General features: G+C 66.4%; 17 protein-coding genes and 1 pseudogene. 9 read left to right on the top strand and 9 right to left on the bottom strand.

The annotated features are described in order from the left end of the window. Positions 1 to 426: 426 nt before the first annotated feature. Complete coding sequence (locus ACP3TD_RS17615) at positions 427 to 954, bottom strand: suppressor of fused domain protein (protein WP_426764269.1); 528 nt, start codon at positions 952 to 954, stop codon at positions 427 to 429. 322 nt (positions 955 to 1,276) lie between these two features. Between ACP3TD_RS17615 and ACP3TD_RS17610 the strand changes: the two genes are divergently transcribed. From ACP3TD_RS17610 to ACP3TD_RS17600, 3 genes are all read left to right on the top strand, one after another. Beyond that, positions 1,277 to 1,549, top strand: a complete 273-nt coding sequence (locus tag ACP3TD_RS17610) for a DNA gyrase subunit A (RefSeq protein WP_426764268.1) — start codon at positions 1,277 to 1,279, stop codon at positions 1,547 to 1,549. Between the two features lie 21 nt (positions 1,550 to 1,570). Continuing rightward, complete coding sequence (locus ACP3TD_RS17605) at positions 1,571 to 1,921, top strand: hypothetical protein (protein WP_426764267.1); 351 nt, start codon at positions 1,571 to 1,573, stop codon at positions 1,919 to 1,921. A gap of 441 nt (positions 1,922 to 2,362) precedes the next feature. Next, the gene (locus ACP3TD_RS17600; RefSeq protein WP_426764266.1) at positions 2,363 to 2,779 is read left to right on the top strand and encodes an SRPBCC family protein; all 417 of its coding nucleotides are present in this window, start codon (positions 2,363 to 2,365) and stop codon (positions 2,777 to 2,779) included. On the opposite strand, the gene ACP3TD_RS17595 is transcribed toward ACP3TD_RS17600, so the two are convergent. After that, a complete protein-coding gene (locus tag ACP3TD_RS17595; protein WP_426764265.1) occupies positions 2,773 to 3,186 on the bottom strand; it encodes an Hpt domain-containing protein in 414 nt (137 codons plus the stop codon). The genes ACP3TD_RS17600 and ACP3TD_RS17595 overlap by 7 nt on opposite strands. A 206-nt stretch (positions 3,187 to 3,392) precedes the next feature. On the opposite strand from ACP3TD_RS17595, the gene ACP3TD_RS17590 reads away from it, so the two are divergent. After that, a complete protein-coding gene (locus ACP3TD_RS17590) occupies positions 3,393 to 4,199 on the top strand; it encodes an oxygenase MpaB family protein (RefSeq protein WP_426764264.1) in 807 nt (268 codons plus the stop codon). Then, positions 4,192 to 5,118: a DUF817 domain-containing protein gene (locus ACP3TD_RS17585; RefSeq protein ID WP_426764263.1), complete on the top strand. Its 927-nt coding sequence runs from the start codon at positions 4,192 to 4,194 to the stop codon at positions 5,116 to 5,118. The genes ACP3TD_RS17590 and ACP3TD_RS17585 overlap by 8 nt, the downstream gene beginning before the upstream one ends. Here ACP3TD_RS17585 and ACP3TD_RS17580 read toward each other — a convergent pair. The 6 genes and pseudogenes from ACP3TD_RS17580 to ACP3TD_RS17555 all read right to left on the bottom strand — a co-directional run bounded on the left by ACP3TD_RS17580 (position 5,106) and on the right by ACP3TD_RS17555 (position 11,064). Beyond that, complete coding sequence (locus ACP3TD_RS17580) at positions 5,106 to 5,528, bottom strand: universal stress protein (RefSeq protein ID WP_426764262.1); 423 nt, start codon at positions 5,526 to 5,528, stop codon at positions 5,106 to 5,108. The two genes, ACP3TD_RS17585 and ACP3TD_RS17580, sit on opposite strands and share 13 nt — an antisense overlap. A gap of 100 nt (positions 5,529 to 5,628) precedes the next feature. Then, positions 5,629 to 7,023 (bottom strand): LLM class flavin-dependent oxidoreductase, encoded by a 1,395-nt coding sequence (locus ACP3TD_RS17575; protein WP_426764261.1) that lies wholly within the window; start codon positions 7,021 to 7,023, stop codon positions 5,629 to 5,631. Beyond that, positions 7,023 to 8,287, bottom strand: a pseudogene (locus ACP3TD_RS17570) (LLM class flavin-dependent oxidoreductase). Before ACP3TD_RS17570 ends, ACP3TD_RS17575 begins: the two are co-directional and overlap by 1 nt. A gap of 25 nt (positions 8,288 to 8,312) precedes the next feature. After that, positions 8,313 to 9,134: an ABC transporter ATP-binding protein gene (locus ACP3TD_RS17565; RefSeq protein ID WP_426764260.1), complete on the bottom strand. Its 822-nt coding sequence runs from the start codon at positions 9,132 to 9,134 to the stop codon at positions 8,313 to 8,315. Beyond that, positions 9,110 to 9,967, bottom strand: a complete 858-nt coding sequence (locus ACP3TD_RS17560; protein WP_426764259.1) for an ABC transporter permease — start codon at positions 9,965 to 9,967, stop codon at positions 9,110 to 9,112. The genes ACP3TD_RS17565 and ACP3TD_RS17560 overlap by 25 nt, the downstream gene beginning before the upstream one ends. Further along, positions 9,964 to 11,064, bottom strand: a complete 1,101-nt coding sequence (locus ACP3TD_RS17555; RefSeq protein WP_426764258.1) for an ABC transporter substrate-binding protein — start codon at positions 11,062 to 11,064, stop codon at positions 9,964 to 9,966. Before ACP3TD_RS17555 ends, ACP3TD_RS17560 begins: the two co-directional genes overlap by 4 nt. Positions 11,065 to 11,575: 511 nt before the next feature. Here ACP3TD_RS17555 and ACP3TD_RS17550 point away from each other — a divergent pair. Then, complete coding sequence (locus ACP3TD_RS17550) at positions 11,576 to 12,754, top strand: PQQ-dependent sugar dehydrogenase (RefSeq protein WP_426764256.1); 1,179 nt, start codon at positions 11,576 to 11,578, stop codon at positions 12,752 to 12,754. Between the two features lie 43 nt (positions 12,755 to 12,797). Here ACP3TD_RS17550 and ACP3TD_RS17545 read toward each other — a convergent pair whose 3' ends face one another. Then, on the bottom strand, positions 12,798 to 13,682 hold the full coding sequence (locus ACP3TD_RS17545; RefSeq protein WP_426764255.1) for a helix-turn-helix transcriptional regulator: 885 nt from the start codon (positions 13,680 to 13,682) through the stop codon (positions 12,798 to 12,800). A gap of 138 nt (positions 13,683 to 13,820) precedes the next feature. Here ACP3TD_RS17545 and ACP3TD_RS17540 point away from each other — a divergent pair, with 138 nt between their 5' ends. The 3 genes from ACP3TD_RS17540 (at position 13,821) to ACP3TD_RS17530 (ending at position 16,321) form a co-directional block, all read left to right on the top strand. Beyond that, positions 13,821 to 14,228, top strand: a complete 408-nt coding sequence (locus tag ACP3TD_RS17540; protein ID WP_426764253.1) for a (R)-mandelonitrile lyase — start codon at positions 13,821 to 13,823, stop codon at positions 14,226 to 14,228. Positions 14,229 to 14,339: 111 nt separating this feature from the next. Beyond that, positions 14,340 to 15,380 (top strand): NAD(P)-dependent alcohol dehydrogenase, encoded by a 1,041-nt coding sequence (locus ACP3TD_RS17535; RefSeq protein WP_426764252.1) that lies wholly within the window; start codon positions 14,340 to 14,342, stop codon positions 15,378 to 15,380. A 191-nt stretch (positions 15,381 to 15,571) separates the two neighbouring features. Continuing rightward, positions 15,572 to 16,321, top strand: a complete 750-nt coding sequence (locus ACP3TD_RS17530) for a hypothetical protein (protein WP_426764251.1) — start codon at positions 15,572 to 15,574, stop codon at positions 16,319 to 16,321. Positions 16,322 to 16,332: the final 11 nt, after the last annotated feature.

Raw genomic sequence — 16,332 nt, 5'->3', positions numbered from 1 at the left:
GCCCTGGAACCTGCCGTGGCCGTGGATAACATTCATCGTTGCCACCGTTCTTGTTTCCGCGCCGATTCTTTTATTCCGTATCCGGGGCTGCGGACGATACGTAAGCGGAAATGACACCGAAACCGCGTGCACCATGCAGCCATTGCTCGGATATGAACTGACCTGGATTGTCGCCATAATCACTCTCGGCTTACTCATTAGATTTGCCATAGGACTGGCCCGGGCTGTCGCATACACTCGGCAGTCACGCTGAAGTCGTCTATAGCTGCATTCTTCAATACGTGGCAGCTGGGCGTCCGGTAAGGGATCGGCTTACGCGCGTGACAGAACCTTATGAGTGCAGTGGCGGCTATCAGGGCCGGTCTTATGAAAACGCCGCCGCACTCAATGCTGTCGTGATGCAGCGTGCCCAGGCCTTAGCCGCAGTTAGACGATGGAAGCCCGATTGATTTCCCAGTAGCGAAGACCGGCTTCCTCAAAGCGTGACTCCAACGCCTCAAGACCGTCGGCGATTTTGTGGTTGCGTTCGCCTTTAGTAATCGGTAGTAGCCAAAGGAACTGCACGTGACGGTCGCCGACGTGTGCGATCTCCAAGTCAGGGCCAAACGGGTATGGCAAGGACACCAGGAAGTAATCGCACTGTGAGCCCGCCATCCACGGCTCCCCTAAAGGCAGGGTATGTCCTAGGCCCAGCTTTCCTCCTTCGTGGTAGAAGACAGTCATCGCGAGGAGTTCGACGGCTCGGATGTCTTCGGTAGCCGTGCAGAGTATGAATTCTGTCCCAACATTCTTTGCGTCGGTTGCAGCCCAACCACCCACAGATACGTAGGTCCAGAGCTTTTTAGGACTTGAGGGGGCTACTCTCAAAACTCGGAAGTGGGGGTTGTGCTCCAGTATCGGACCGGAAGGCCAAGTAAAGGCTTGAATTTCGCGCCCATCGAAAAAGTTGCGCACATGCTGTTCGAGCGTCCCGCAGACGTCGTCACAGGGGGGGGAAATCGGCCACGGCTACACACTAACCCAGCGGAAGAGAGTACTGGGCGCTTTCGTCGCCAATGCAGAACTTCCAGTCGGGCTCCATATGGTCCTCCAAAATGATGCTTGCCTTTCGGCAAGCTTAGACACCTTGGCGTAACGGTAGCCCTCCAAAAAACCTCGACTGAATAAGGATGGGTGCCCGGTAATGGGTGGCTCAACGGAAGCCGCTGCGTCCTATCAGGAATCGTCGAACTGGACGAAAAATGCTCCGAGGCTTCGGTCGTGCAAGAATCACGGCATGGATGAGGATGCGCGACGCGCGAGGGACGAGTTAGCGACACTTGAGGCTCTTTTGCGCGCAATGGATCGGCGCGATGAGGTGTTCCAAGTGGTTGAAGATTCAGAGACCGTGGATGAAGCAATCAGTCGCGTGGGTCAGCTGCTGGAGATCGGAGCCGTAAGCAGCCGGGCGGTCATCGACCTACAGGTGAGAAGGTTCACCCGAGGCCAGCGCCGGGCCATGGCTTCCCGTGCAGGAGAACTTAAATCAATGTTGCTCGATGGCCGCTAAGTGTCCGGTGAGGATGGATCTATGGATTTAGCTGGACACATCGTTAGGGAAATTGATCGCTACTGGGCGGATGAGGTGAACATTCTCGGTTACTGGCAGGACGGGCCGGCTACAGTCTGGGTTGTGTATCGCCGAACTATTGACCCCGCGGTGGTGCTGGGGCGTCGGCTCGCATTCAACTCAAAAGCGGCGGATGGCACCATTGAGGGCTTCGCCCGTGATGTGGCCATAAACATGGCGGAGCCAATTGGTCGTGCCACCAGCCGTCCTGATCAACACGGGGTTGTTTGGGTGGGCGTTCCTATGGACCGCCGGATCCCTGATCCTCCTAACGAGGTCTTGCAATTTCTGAGGAACGACGAGCCCAGCTAACTTTCGATTTCTAACATACGAGATTTCGAGAGGCTAGTGCCTGCATTGGAGCGCTGTCGTCGTTCGCTCCACCCAGCCCGTAAGGCGGTCCCCTACTGCGACGACCAGGGTCTGAACTGCGTCTTTGCAGCTGTCCTGATTGCGGTGTCCCGTATACCCCGCCCGCAAAATTGCCCGGTGAAGGTCCCCTAAACGCTACGCACTTCAACGTCTCTTAACCCGTGAGATGCGGGGCGTATTATCCTGATGCACATTTCTGCGGCGCAGGGTCTTGGCACCCGCCATTCACGCAAGCCTTCTAGCGCCTGGCGTTTCCCACAACCATGTCTCGAGACCTGCCCGAATCGGTGTGCTGGTGGCTGGATGGCCGGCTTTGGCGGACGCGGTGTCTTACCGGCGTGCTAGACAGGTTGGAAAGAACCCGGACAAGGAGAACCCGGCATGACCATCGCCATCCGGCTTGAACACCGCTTCGAACATCCCCAGGACGCCGTCTGGGCTGCCCTGACCACACCGGAACTGCTGGCCCGCTGGTGGGCACCCGGGAACATCGCGCCGGTTGTTGGCCACCGGTTCACCATGGATATGGGCAACTGGGGCCAGCAACAGTGCAAGGTCCTCACTGTGGAGCCGGGCACTGCCATCAGCTTCCTGTTTTCCGAGGGCATGCTGGACACCACCGTCACCTGGCGGCTGGAATCCGCTGCGGACGGAACGGTGCTCCATTTCGAGCACGCCGGCTTCAACCCGGAAACGCGCATGGGCCGGACCGCCTACGAGGGGATGGGCAGCGGCTGGCCAGGCCTGTTGAACCGGATCGACGGGGAGTTGGCCGGCCAGCCTGACGGTCGTCAGTAACCACCGGGCCGGTCCTGCAGGAGTGCCCGCAGGAGGTTGGTGGTCTGGTCCGCGCACTGCTTGATGCCGCGCAGGTGCGCGGCCGCCAGCCGGGGGAGGGCGGTGGCCGAACCGTTGCCGCGGGAGGCGGTGCGCAGTGCCCGCTCCAGCTCCAGGGCCAGGCCAGCCAGCCGCTCCGCGCCGATCATCTGGCTGGAGGTCTTCAGGCTCAGGATTGCATCGAGGGCACCCGGAGCGTCGCCGGTGGTGAACGTCAGGCGCACCTTCTGGATCCGGTGCGGCAGGTTGGCGATGAAGTCCTGGATGAACACCTGCCACACGCCTTCGTCGTCGTCCAGGTCGGAGCGCAGCCGTTCCAGCACCGCCTTGTCCAGCAGCGGCAGCGCGTAGCCGTCTTCCTGCGTCACGGTCCTCCACCCCGCACGTCCCGCTGCCGGCCCATGGTGCGCCTCCCGCTGTCCGCATACCTGCGCGATGCTGTGGCAGGACTTTCAACGGACGGTACGTCCCCGCCGGGCCGGAGCGCATGAGTGGTGGGTACTCGCATTTCCGGGTACCGACCCCTGCTTACAGTGGTGTTCACCTCCGGTAGCCTGTTGGGATGGTTCGGGGAATGGCTGAGTTCGGCGGCGAGGGCATCATGCTCGCCGGGGCTGGCCGTGCCCTGCTGCTGCAGCTTGCCAACCCGGCCGTGGGACGCGGCGTGGAAGAACACAGCAACTTCGAAGGCCGCCCGGTCAACCGGCTCAAGGGCACGCTCACCTACGTGTACGCCATCGTCTATGGCACCGACGAACAGGTGAAGGAAGTCCGCCGCCGGGTGAACCGCGCCCACGTGCCGGTCCGCCGCCCGGACACCGCGGAGTCGCCCGGCTACAGCGCCTATGATCCCGCACTCCAGCTGTGGGTGGTGGCCACGCTCTACGACACCGCCCGCACCGTCATTGAGAAGATTTACGGCCCCATCGACGCCGGCACGGCCGATGCGATGTACCGCGACTATGCGCGGCTCGGCACCGCCCTGCAGGTTCCCGAAGGCATGTGGCCGCAGGACCGGGCCGCGTTCGGCCGCTACTGGGACGAACAGGTGGCCACCCTCCAGGCTGGACCTGCCGGCATCCGGGTGGCGCACGGCCTGCTCTACCCCAAGCACACCGCCCTCTGGTACCGGGCCATCATTCCGCCGGCCAGGTTCCTCACCGCAGGGTTCCTGCCGGACCGGCTCCGCCAGGACTTCGGCCTGCCGTGGAACGACCGCCATGAGCGCCGCTTCAACAGCACCATGCGGATGCTGTCGCTTACTTACCCCAGGCTTCCGCGGGGGATCCGGCACGGACTCAAGGACTACCTCCTGGGCGAGCTGGACAAGGACATCCGCAGGAACAGCCGGTCAGCCAAGCGTCAGGGAGTCAGTGCGTAGTTCCACCCCGGTTGAGCAGCGGATCGATGAAAGTGCCCGCCGCTTCCTCGCCACCGCGCCGGCCAATGGTGCCAAAGCAAAGCTCACGGAGTTTGTGGTGTTCGGCCTCAAACAGGGCTGGGCCTGCATCTTCGGCGCGGCCCTCCTGGCGGTGCTCATGGCGGCCCGCCTCTGGTACCCGGACAGCGCGGCGCTGGCCCGCAACGACTTCCTGACCCTCGCCGCCATCGTGATCCAAATCCTCATGATCGCCTTCAAGCTCGAAACCCTGAAGGAACTGCGGGTCATCGTGCTGTTCCACCTGGTGGGGACCTGCATGGAACTGTTCAAGACGGACGTGGGGTCCTGGTCCTACGAGGCCGAGGGCGTGCTCCGCATCGGCGCCGTGCCCCTCTTCAGCGGCTTCATGTACGCGGCCGTGGGTTCCTACATGGTGCGCGTCTACCGGCTCTTCGACCTCCGGTTCGCGAACTACCCACGCAGGTGGATCACCGCAGTCGTGGCGGCGGCCATCTACGTCAACTTCTTCAGCCACCACTACATCTGGGACCTGCGCTGGGTGCTGCTCGCCGCCGTGGTGGTGGTCTTCGGCCGCTGCGTGATGCACTTCCGGGTGTTCCGGCGGAGTTTTCGGATGCCGCTGGTGGTCTCATTCCTGCTGGTGGCGCTGTTCATCTGGATCGCCGAGAACATCGCCACCTGGTCCGGGGCGTGGCTCTATCCCAGCCAGGTGGCCGGCTGGCACCCGGTGGGCCTGGAGAAACTCGTGGCCTGGTTCCTGCTGATGATCATTTCCGTGGTGCTGGTGGCCTGGGTCTACAAGCCGGCGCCCCCGGATGAAGAAAGCGGACGACGGCGGGAAGTTCCGCCGCCGTCCGCCACGCTGCCCGTGGGCACGGGCGAGGGTCAGTCCTCGTAAGTGTTGGCGATGTACACATCGCACGGGGCGTTGTGCGCCACGCTGTTGGCCACGCTGCCCAGGAGCCGGCCGATGCCGCGCATCCTGCGGTTGCCCACCACGATCAGGCGGGCATCCAGGCGGATGGCCTCCTTGATGAGCGAATCGGCGGGCTTGCCGCGCGCAGCGAAGTGGGTGACCTGCACTCCCGGCCTGGAAACGCCCAGGGATTCGGCAACATGCTGCGCGCTGTCACCCCGGAAAACCGTCACCTGGTCAGAGCCCGAACCGAAGGTCTCGGCGCTCTCCGACTCGAACCCGGTCACCACGTGCAGCGACGCTCCGAGCGACTCCGCCAGGTCCAGTGCCACTTCCGCGGCTTTCCGGGCAGATGCGCTGGCATCCACACCTACAACGACTACTCCACTCATGGGGGCTCCTTCATTCGGGGGCAATACCGTCAAGGGGCCAGTCTAAAGGAGGGTCCAGCGGACGCGGCGGCGGCACATGGACCGAGGTGGCGGTGTCCGGTCAGGTGTTTGCCGCCAGCAGTGGCTCGCCGGGGGAGTGCTGGCTCCGCTGGACGGCGCCGGGTTGGCCGGGTAAGTGCCGGCTCCGGCTGTACTGGCTTTCGGGACGGGCCAGGTCGAAGTGCTCACGCAGCGTCCACCCGGAGTATTCGGTGCGGAACAGGCCGCGGGACTGCAGGATGGGGACCACCTCGTCGGCGAACGCATCGAAGCCCCCGGGCAGCCACGGCGGCATGATGTTGAACCCGTCCGCGGCCCCGCCCTCGAACCAGCGCTGGATTTCGTCCGCCACCTGCACGGGAGTGCCGGCAAAAACATAGTGCCCGCGGGCCCCGGCAAACCGGTACAGCACCTGGCGGACAGTGAGGTTTTCGCGGCGGATGATGTCCAGCACCAGCTGGCTGCGGCTGTCCGCCTTACCTGCGGTGGCCAGCAGCTCCGGCGGGAACGGCCCGTCCAGCGGCACCCCGTCCAGGTCGATGCCCAGCAGCTTCCGCAGGATCCCCAGCCCGTATTCAGGCTGGGTGAGCTCGTCGAACTCCTGCTTCAAGGCCTTCGCTTCAGCCTCGGTGGAGCCCAGGTACGGGCTGTTGCCGGGCAGCACCAGGAGCTGGCCGGGGTCGCGGCCGAACGCCGCCGCCCGGGCTTTGATGTCCGCGTAGAACCCCTGCGCGCTGTCCAGTGACTGGTGGGCCGTGAACACCGCCTCCGCATGCTCGGCGGCAAAGGCCTTGCCGTCCTCTGACGAACCTGCCTGCACGTGGACGGGCCTGCCCTGTGGGGAGCGCGGCGTGTTCAAGGGGCCGGCCACACGGAAGTACCTGCCCTCATGCTCCACCTGATGGATCCGTGACGTGTCGGCGAAAACGCCCGTGCCGGCGTCGGCCACTACTGCGTCGTCCTCCCAGCTGTCCCAGAGCTTGCCCACCACGCGGACGAAGTCGTCAGCCCGGTCGTATCGTTCAGCGTGCGGCGGGTACTCGTCCAGCCCGAAGTTCTGCGCCGCCCGCTCCGCACCGGTGGTCACGATGTTCCAGCCGGCGCGGCCGTTGCTGAGGTGGTCCAGCGAGGCGAACAGCCGGGCCGCGTTGTACGGCTCCAGGTAGGTGGTGCTGGCAGTGCCGATCAGCCCGATCCGCTCCGTGGCCACCGCAATGGCGGACAGCCACGTGAACGGTTCGATCCGGAACCGGGTGGCGAACCGGACATTGCTTTCCAGCGCCGGGCCGTCCGCGTAGAACACCGCGTCCAGCTTGGCGGCCTCGGCCCGCTGCGCCAGCTCCTGGTAGAACCGGATGTCCAGCAGCCGGTCGGTGTGGGACCTCGGGTGCCGCCAGGCTGCCTCGTGGTGGCCGCCCGGATAGATGAACAGGTTGAGTTTCAGCTGCCGGCCCATCAGAACGCGGAGCCGATCGATGCGAGCTCCGGAGCGGCCGCTTGGGCGTACTGGTTCTTCGGGCGGGGAAGGCCGTAGTGCTCGCGCAGTGTCCGTCCGGCGTACTCGGTGCGGAACAGCCCGCGCTCCTGGAGGATGGGCACCACCTGGTCCACGAACGTTTCCAGCCCGGAGGGGAGCACCGGCGGCATGATGTTGAACCCGTCCGCCGCGCCGCCGTCGAACCATTCCTGGATGGCGTCCGCCACCTGCACCGGGGTGCCCGTGAACGTGCGGTGCCCGCGGCCGCCGCCCAGCCGGCCGATCAGCTGCCGCACCGTGAGCTGCTCCCGGCGGGCCAGCTGCACGATCAGCGGGCGTACTCGGGCTTGATCAGCCGGTCCAGTTCGCGCTCCAGCTCCAGGGCTTCCTCCACGGTGGCGCCAATGACGGGAACGATTCCGGGGAGGATCTTGATGGTTTCCGGGTGGCGGCCGGCAGCGGCGGTGCGGGCCTTGAGGTCGCGGTAGAACTCCTGCGCGTCGGCGAGGCTCTGGTGCGCGGTGAACACTGCGTCCGCGTACTTCGCGGCAAGATCCTTGCCGTCCTCGGACGAGCCTGCCTGCACGATCAGCGGGTGGCCCTGCGGGGAGCGGGGCACGTTGAGCGGTCCGCGGACCTTGAAGTGCTTGCCCTCGTGGTCCACGGTGCGGATCCTGTCCGCGTCTCCCCACACCCCCTCTTCCTTGTCGGCCAGCACGGCGTCGTCCTGCCAGCTGTCCCACAGCTTCTGCGCCACCTCGATGAACTCGCCGGCACGCTCGTACCTGACGGCGTGGGCTGGCTGATCGTCCACGCCGAAGTTCCGGGCGGCGTCCGGTCCGGCCGTGGTCACCACGTTCCAGCCGGCCCGTCCGCCGCTGGCCCAGTCCACCGAGGCGAAGCGGCGGGCCAGGTTGAACGGTTCGTTGTAGGTGGTGGAGGCGGTGGCGATCAGCCCGATCCGCTCCGTGGCGCCGGCGATGGCGGTGAGGAGCACTGTGGGTTCGAGCTTGCCCGCAGGTCGGCGGCCCACCTCGCCGAACAGGACGGGGGAGTCGGCGAAGAAGATCGAGTCCAGCTTGCCGCGTTCGGCGGTGCGGGCGAGGTTCTTGTAGTGCTCCACGTCGGTGCTGGCCTGCGGGTCGCTCTCCGGCAGCCGCCAGGAGGCCTCGTGGTGGCCGGTGCTCATGAGGAAGGCGTTGAGGTGGAGGTGGCGCTGCGGTTCAGCGGGCGTGCTGCTCATGGAAGTCTCCTTGGAAAGTTTTGGGTTAGCGGCCGACGGCGGCGGGCTGGGCGGGGTGGACGGGTTCCGGGGTGTGCGCGGCTTCGACGCCCAGGGCGGTGAGCAGGTCGCGGCGGAGCGCTTCGTGGCCGGCGGCATCAGCTGACGAACCGATCTCCGGTGCAACGGTGCGCACGGTTGTGATCCGGCCGTGGTCCAGCACCACGATCCTGTCGGCGAGGGCGATGGCCTCATCAACGTCATGGGTGACCAGCAGGACCGCCGGCCGGTGTGCGGCTACGAGGTCCTGGAGCAGGCCGTGCATCCTGATCCGGGTCAGCGCGTCGAGGGCACCGAACGGTTCGTCGGCCAGCAGGAGCTGCGGCTCACGGACCAGGGACCGTGCCAGGGCAACGCGCTGCTGCTCACCGCCGGACAGCTCATGCGGCCAGGCTTTTTCGCGGCCGCCGAGCCCCACCTCGGCGAGGGCCCTGCGTCCCCGGCTCTCGGCGTCGTGCTCCCGTAAACCAAGGGTGACGTTGCCCAGGACCGTGTCCCACGGCAGGAGCCGGGAGTCCTGGAACACCACTGACACGCGGTCCGGGACGCTGATGACACCGCTGCCGCGGACGTCGTGGTCCAGCCCGGCCAGCGCCCGGAGCAGGGTGCTTTTGCCGCAGCCGCTGGGTCCAAGGAGGGCCACGAATTCCCCGGGTGCGATGTCCAGGTCCACGCCGTTCAGGACGCCTTTGGGCCCGAAACTGCGCACCAGGTCCCGTACAGACACCGCAGAACCGGCGGCGTCCGGGCAGGAGTTGGTGAGCGGACGGGGTGCGACGGCGGTCAGCCCGCCAGGGTGCGCTGCCATGAGAGGGCCTTTCGTTCGATGAAGCGGACAATGCCGTCGGAGAAGAGGCCAAGGATGCCGTAAACAGCAAGGCCGAGGACGATGATGTTGGTTTGGCCGTAGGTGCGGGCGAGCTCCATCATGTAGCCGACGCCGCTGGTGGCGTTGATCTGTTCCACCACCACCAGGGATACCCACGCGCCGGTCACCGCGAAGCGCAGGCCCAGGAAAAAGCCGGGCAGGGCGCCGGGGAGGACCACCTTGCGGATGAAACCGGCCCGGCTCAGGCCCACGGTCTGCGCCAGTTCCACGTAGCGCAGGTCGATGCCGCGCAGCCCGGCGTGGGTCTGCAGGTAGATCGGGACGAACACGCCCAGGGTGATGGTGAGGACCTTCATGGTCTCGTCGATGCCGAACCACAGGATCAGCAGCGGGATCAGGGCCAGTCCGGGGATGGCGCGCTTGATCTGCACCGGACCGTCGATCAGGGCTTCCCCGATCCGGCTCAGCCCGGCCAGGAGGGCCAGGGTTGCGCCGACCACGATGCCGAAGAACAGTCCCAGGCCCGCGCGCTGGGCGGAGATGGCGAGGTTTTCCTGAAGCCGGCCGTCGGCGATCAGCTCGCCGGCGGTGGCCACCACTGTCCAGGGTTCGGAGAGGATCCGGGGATCGAGGATGCCGGTGGCGGATGTGACGGTCCAGAGGGCCAGCAGCGCGCCGGGGCCGAGCAACCAGGCGAGCCGGCGGCGCCTGCCCGGGCCCAGCCGCCTGCCGGTGGGCCGGACGTCTTCACGCTTGTGGAGGTCCGGGTCCAGATGGGGTTCGACGGCGGGACGGTCCAGTACGGCGCTCATGCGGTGCCTGCCTTGGCGGCCGCGGCGAAGGACGTGCCGCCGATGGCCTCGAACCGGGTGTCGTAGAGGTCCGTGGCCTTCAGCTGCGGCTTCTTCTGTTCGCGGGACAGCAGGTCGATGGTTTGCTGATGGCGTTCGATTGCCTCGGTCCACGAGGTGGGGATGTCCCGCTTGCCGGTGGCCTCGATCAGGTACTGGCCGTCCTCGCGGGACAGGCCCTGGTCCTTGACGTAGTAGCCGGCCAGCCATTCCTCCGGGTGGTCTTCCACCCAGCGCTGGGCCTTGCCCCATACCTCCACGTACTTGGCCAGTGCCGCTGCCTTGGCGGGGTCGGCCAGGACGCTGGCGGGGGAGTAGAGGTGGCCGGGGTCATCCCGCAGGCCGTGGCGGAGGGTGGTGGCGCCGTCGGCCTTGTATTTGGCGAGGTAGCGCTTGATCTGGACCCCGCCCAGTGGTGCGGCGTCCACCTGCTTGCTGGACAGTGCGGAGGCGTAGGCGTCGCCGGTGCTGGGCAGTTCCACGAGCTTCACGTCCTCCTGCTTGAGCCCGGCCTTGTCCAGGATGCGCAAAACCAGGGCGCCCTGTGCCTGGCCGGGGCTGTACGCCACCTTCTTGCCGCGCAGCTCCTCAAGTTTCGAGATCCCGGCGCCGGGCGCGACGCCGAGTTCGTAGATGGGGTGGTTCACGGCGTCCTGGCGGTAGACGGCGGCGATGATGCGCACGTCCAGACCGGTCCAGGTGGCGTGAATGGGCGGAATGTCCGCCACCGAGCCGACGTCCAGGGCATTGGCCCGGAAGGCCTCGGTGGTCTGTGGGCCGCCGGAGAGGTTGGCGAACTCCACATTGATGCCGGCCAGTTCCTTGTCCAGGCCGGAGAGTTCCAGTGCCACGCGGATGCTGGGGTCGCCCACAGTAATGGTGGTTCCGGGCGGAACCGATGACGCCAGCGGGGCGAGGGCTTCCTGGCTGATCCGCTCACCGCCTGCGGTGGCGGAACCGCCGCAGGCGGTTAGGAGCCCGACGGCGGGAATCGCCAGGAGTGCCCCGAGCGCACGGCGCCGGGTGAAAGCGGGTGGAGAGGATGCTGCGAAGGACATGGGTGCCTTTCGGAAGAAATGCGGGCAAATCCGGGCAGGGCAAACCAAGGCTCGTGGCCCGGAAGGCGGGAAATGGATGAAAGGGGAGTGCCAGCGTCGGACGAATCAGGCCCGACGCGCCGGCACCCGCTGTGTGGAAATCGGTGGGGCTGCGGCCGAAGCTAGCGCCGTGTTGCTGCCATTCGGCGGGGCGGAGACATTCGGGGGCGGCAACAGTGCGGACCCCATGTGGTGCTGCGGTGCATGCGGCTGGATGAATCAGACATCAGGTCCTCCTGTCCTCGATGGGGCTGGCGCGGGTTGAAGCTGGTGCGTGCTGCAAAGCGGCCTGGCCGGGACCGTGGGAACTACCTAAGCACGCACGTCAGGGGCTTGGCCAGCACTTTGCGGCGGACGCTCAACGGGACGCAACGGCGCTACATATTGGGGCGCTGGAGGGTCAAAACAGGCAACGCTGCGCCACGAACCGCAACGGGGCTTCATGTGACTGGACGGCCCGGAAGCTGCCCGGATGCGGGACGATAGAGGCCAGGCACGAAATGCGAAGGGGAAGCATGTGAGACCAGGAATCCTGCCGGCAGCCGTCCTCGGGGCGGTTCTGGTGCTCGTTGGCTGCACGCCGACGCCAACACCAGGCCCTTCCACGGGCTCGGCAACACCCCCGGATCCGGTGTCTGTTGGTCCCGGCAGTCCCGGCCCGGCGTCGTCGGCTGCCAGCCCCTCCGCTGCCGCCATCACCGGGGATCCCGAGCCGGTAACTTCTGATTTGGCCGCACCGTGGTCGGTGGTGTTCCGCGACGGCGTCCCGTTGGTCAGTGAACGCAACAGCGGCCGGATCCTGGAGCTCGCCGCGGACGGCACGGCCCGGTCCATCGGCACCGTGGACGGCGTGGCCGCCCGCGGGGAAGCCGGTCTCCTGGGCCTCGCCGTGGGCGGAGGCGGTGACCTCTTCGTCTACTCGACGGCCGGGGACGGGAACCGGGTCCAACGCTTCCCGGTCACCGGAACGCCCGGCTCGCTATCCCTGGGGCAGCCGCGGACCCTCCTCGACGGGATCCCGGCTGCCGGGAACCACGACGGCGGGCGGATCGCCTTCGGGCCCGACGGCATGCTGTACGTGGCCACCGGGGATGCCGGGCGGCGGGATGACGCCCAGGACAGGGACGCCCTGGCCGGAAAGATCCTGCGGATGACGCCCGAGGGCACCGTCCCGGCAGGCAACCCGTTCCCCGGATCCCTCGTCTACAGCTACGGACACCGGAACCCGCAGGGAATCGCCTGGGCGGATGACGGAACCATGTTCGCCACGGAATTCGGGCAGAACACGTGGGACGAGCTCAACATCATCACAGCCGGAGCGAACTACGGCTGGCCCAGGGTGGAGGGCATCGCGGACCGGGACGGCTTCGTGGACCCGGTGCAGCAGTGGCAGCCCGGCTCGGCCAGCCCCAGCGGGATGGCCCACGCCGGCGGGACCCTGTTCATCGCCAACCTGCGCGGGCAGGTGCTGCGGTCCGTCCCGGTCTCGGATCCCTCCACTTCCACGGAGCACTTCGGACGGGAGTTCGGCCGGCTCCGCGACGTCACGGTGGCCCCGGACGGCAAGCTGTGGGTGGTCACCAACAACACCGACGGGCGCGGCAGCCCACGGCAGGGCGACGATCGGATCCTCGCCGTACCCCTGGGATAGCTTCTTAAGGAAGGGCCAGGAGATTGCGCGCTGTTGAGCCCGGTCAGCTCCGGGCGCCCGCCTGGGCCAGTTCCACGATGTTCTCCGTCGCCGCCCAGGACGCGAGCAGCTTCAGGGCCTGGTCCGAGGCGCTGCCGGGGGTGGCCGGATAGACCGTCAGGGAGTGCCCGGGGTCTTCCTCCAGCCCCAGGACCTGGTAATTCAGCTCCAGCAGGCCCACTACGGGGTGCTGGAAAAACTTGGTCCCCGCGTAGTGGCGCCGGACGTTGTGGGCGGCCCACCGGGTGCGGAACTCGTCGCTGCGCATTGACAGCTCACCGATGAGTTCGGCAATGCCTTTGTCATGCGGGTTCCGCCCCGCCTCACGCCGGAGGATAGCCACATTGGTGTTCGCAGCCCGTTCCCAATCGGTGTAAAACGTGTGCGCCCTGGGATCCAGGAAAATGAACCGTGAATGGTTCGCGGGCCTGGCGGGGACCCGGTACATGTCCGAGTACAGCGCGTAGCCCAACGTGTTCGCGGCCAGGATGTCCAGCCGGTTGTTGCCGATGAACGCAGGCGCTCCGGTGATGGTGTCCAGCAGGTACTGCAGCTCCGGGCGCACCCCCGCCGCCGGTGCGGGGGCGGTACGTTTCCGCCCCGACGTGTTGGCGGTGCGGGCAAGGTCGTAAAGGTGGTCGTGCTCGGCACGGTCCAGTTCCAGTGCGCCGGCGATGGCATCCAGCACGCTGTCCGAAACCCCCGTCAGGTTTCCCCGTTCCAGGCGCGTGTAGTAGTCCACGCTGACGCCGGCCAGCCTGGCCACTTCCTCCCGGCGGAGCCCCGGCACCCGCCGCCGCCCACCGTAGGGCTCAATGCCTGCCTGTTCGGGCGTGATGCGCCCGCGGCGGGTGGAAAGGAACTGCCGTACCTCGGCTCGGTTATCCATACAGGACACGTTACGACGAATGCCCGGGCCCTAAGGAGGGTCTGCCATAACCCGTTACAGCAGGGCCCTCGCTACCGCTCCGCGGACCGGGTTTGATGGATCGAAGGCAAGCAAAGCCCCGAGGCGGAAGGAAACACCATGAACATCGAACCAGCACGCGAAACCATCAAGAACCCGCCGGAACAGTTCTCCGGTGACGTCTGGGTGGACCTCATAGCGGCCCCGAACGGACCCGAGCAGCGCGCCGTCGTCGCCAAGGTCCGCTTCGCCCCCGGCGCACGCACGGCCTGGCACTCCCACGCCCGCGGCCAGTACCTGCACGTGACCTCCGGGGTGGCCCGCTTCGGCAGCCGCGACGGCACCATCATTGAAGTACACCCCGGCCAGACCCTCTACACGCCGCCGGGGGAGGAGCACTGGCACGCCTCCGCGAACGGTACCTTCATGGGACACATCGCCATCCTCGAAAACGATGAGGATCCAACCGCCACCACCGCCTGGGCTGAGCACATCACGGATGAGCAGTATGAAGGCCGCCAAGGGTAGGACTGCCAGTACTAGGTACAACAGGGCCACCGAGGCAGGCCCGTTTTGCAGATTCCAGGCACACAGCGCCGGTAGCATTTTAGAGATCCCCCCAAGAAGCACAGGAGAACCATGACCACCGTCAAGGCATACGCATCCCCGTCCGCCACCGAGGACCTGGTTGCAACCACCATCGAACGCCGCGAAGTCGGACCCCACGATGTCCTGATCGACATCAAGTTTGCCGGCATCTGCCACTCCGACATCCACACCGTGCGCGGTGACTGGGGACCCCAGCAGTACCCGCTGGCCCCAGGCCACGAAATCGCCGGCATCGTCACCGAGGTTGGCTCCGAGGTCACCAAGCACAAGGTCGGCGACCGCGTCGGCGTCGGCTGCATGGTGAACTCCTGCCGCGAGTGCGTGAACTGCCAGAAGGGCGAGGAGCAGTACTGCCTCAAGGGCAACGTGGGCACCTACGGCGCTGTTGACCGCGACGGCACCATCACCCAGGGCGGTTACTCCACCCACGTCGTCGTCACCGAAGACTTCGTGGTGACCATCCCCGAAGGCCTGGACCTCGACGTCGCCGCCCCGCTGCTGTGCGCCGGAATCACCACCTACTCACCGCTGCACCACTGGGGTGCCGGTCCCGGCAAGAAGGTCGCCGTCGTCGGCCTCGGCGGCCTCGGCCACATGGCGGTCAAGATCGCCCACGCCATGGGCGCTGAAGTGACGGTCCTGTCGCAGTCCCTGAAGAAGCAGGAAGACGGCCTCCGCCTGGGCGCCGACAAGTACTACGCCACCAGCGACGAGAACACCTTCTCCGAACTCGCCGGACACTTCGACCTGATCATCAACACGGTCAGCGCCTCGATCGACATCAGCTCCTACCTGCAGCTGCTGACCCTCGACGGCGCACTGGTCAACGTTGGTGCTCCGGCCGAGCCGCTCCCGGTCAACGCCTTCGCCCTGATCGGCGGACGCCGGTCCTTCGCCGGCTCCATGATCGGCGGCATCCGCGAAACCCAGGAAATGCTCAACTTCTGTGCCGAGCACGGCATCGGTGCCGAGATCGAGGTCATCCCGGCCGAGAAGATCAACGACGCCTACGAGCGTGTCCTGGCATCGGACGTCCGCTACCGCTTCGTGATCGATACCGCCACTTTCTAAACCAGCAAACGCCCGACGGCGGCCCGCTCCGGAAGGAGCGCGGCCGCCGTTCGTGCGTTAACGCCAGGCGGTGGCTTGAACCCCCTGTTACCGGGCGCAACGGTTGGGCTGCAATCCTCCCCAGCCCGGCCTAAAACGGGGAAGCAGCCCCACAATGGAAGGACACATTTTGCGAGGCCCGGGAGGGTGTCATGAAAACGTTCCGCGGGCTGCTTCCCGTCCTGGTCCTGGCTGCCGTGGCCGTCGCCGGCTGCGGACAGCAGGCCAGCCCGCCGGTGGCCACAGCCACGGTGTCAGGATCCGTTCCCGTCACCACTGTTCCGCCCGACGGGACCGGAACGCCATCAGCGCCAACGCCCGCCAGCACCTCAATGAGCACTAACACCCCAAAGTCCTGGACAACGTTTACGACGGCGGACGGGCAGCTGGCGTTCGACCACCCCGCCGGCTGGGGCGTCAGGGATCCCGCCGGGGAACTGCCCGAAGGTGGCGGGGCCTTTGCCGAGGTCACCAACCAAGCCGGGAAACCGCTGGCGACGCTGCGGACAAACATGGCCACCGGCTCCACCTGCACGGAGAAGTACCCATTCACCGAATTTGAGTCCCAGCAGCTCCCTGCCTTGGCGCAGGCCGGAACAGTCCCGCGGTTCGTGTTTGAAACCCGCGGCAACAGCAGCACCCCAGGCCCTGCCAACACCCCGGCAGCCGCCTACGGCATTACCGTTTCCGCTGCGCCCGCCGGCGACCTGGCCTGCCCGATCTTCCAGTTCTTCACCTGGCCGCCCACGGCCGCCATGTTCGGTGCGTTCTACAATCCGGACAACAACACGACTCCGGGCGCGGAAAACCTTCCGTACTTGGAGCAGGCCCGGAAATACATGGACACCACCGAATACCAGGACATCCGCCGGATGATCACGTCGCTCCGCCCGGCGGGGTAGCCGTCCGGTGA

This window comes from Pseudarthrobacter sp. 1G09 (assembly GCF_050038305.1).
Taxonomy (GTDB): domain Bacteria; phylum Actinomycetota; class Actinomycetes; order Actinomycetales; family Micrococcaceae; genus Arthrobacter; species Arthrobacter equi.
The sequence above is the reverse complement of the archived record's forward strand: the minus strand, read 5'-3'. Positions and strand labels throughout refer to the sequence as shown.

Bases quoted from the DNA above. Each gene is read 5' to 3' on its own strand.
- ACP3TD_RS17535 (WP_426764252.1), top strand. From the start codon at position 14,340: ATGACCACCGTCAAGGCATACGCATCCCCGTCCGCCACCGAGGACCTG.
- ACP3TD_RS17545 (WP_426764255.1), bottom strand. From the start codon at position 13,682: ATGGATAACCGAGCCGAGGTACGGCAGTTCCTTTCCACCCGCCGCGGG.
- ACP3TD_RS17605 (WP_426764267.1), top strand. From the start codon at position 1,571: ATGGATTTAGCTGGACACATCGTTAGGGAAATTGATCGCTACTGGGCG.
- ACP3TD_RS17610 (WP_426764268.1), top strand. From the start codon at position 1,277: ATGGATGAGGATGCGCGACGCGCGAGGGACGAGTTAGCGACACTTGAG.
- ACP3TD_RS17555 (WP_426764258.1), bottom strand. From the start codon at position 11,064: ATGTCCTTCGCAGCATCCTCTCCACCCGCTTTCACCCGGCGCCGTGCG.
- ACP3TD_RS17550 (WP_426764256.1), top strand. From the start codon at position 11,576: ATGCGGGACGATAGAGGCCAGGCACGAAATGCGAAGGGGAAGCATGTG.
- ACP3TD_RS17575 (WP_426764261.1), bottom strand. From the start codon at position 7,023: ATGGGCCGGCAGCTGAAACTCAACCTGTTCATCTATCCGGGCGGCCAC.
- ACP3TD_RS17600 (WP_426764266.1), top strand. From the start codon at position 2,363: ATGACCATCGCCATCCGGCTTGAACACCGCTTCGAACATCCCCAGGAC.
- ACP3TD_RS17580 (WP_426764262.1), bottom strand. From the start codon at position 5,528: ATGAGTGGAGTAGTCGTTGTAGGTGTGGATGCCAGCGCATCTGCCCGG.
- ACP3TD_RS17590 (WP_426764264.1), top strand. From the start codon at position 3,393: ATGGCTGAGTTCGGCGGCGAGGGCATCATGCTCGCCGGGGCTGGCCGT.
- ACP3TD_RS17530 (WP_426764251.1), top strand. From the start codon at position 15,572: ATGAAAACGTTCCGCGGGCTGCTTCCCGTCCTGGTCCTGGCTGCCGTG.
- ACP3TD_RS17560 (WP_426764259.1), bottom strand. From the start codon at position 9,967: ATGAGCGCCGTACTGGACCGTCCCGCCGTCGAACCCCATCTGGACCCG.
- ACP3TD_RS17565 (WP_426764260.1), bottom strand. From the start codon at position 9,134: ATGGCAGCGCACCCTGGCGGGCTGACCGCCGTCGCACCCCGTCCGCTC.
- ACP3TD_RS17540 (WP_426764253.1), top strand. From the start codon at position 13,821: ATGAACATCGAACCAGCACGCGAAACCATCAAGAACCCGCCGGAACAG.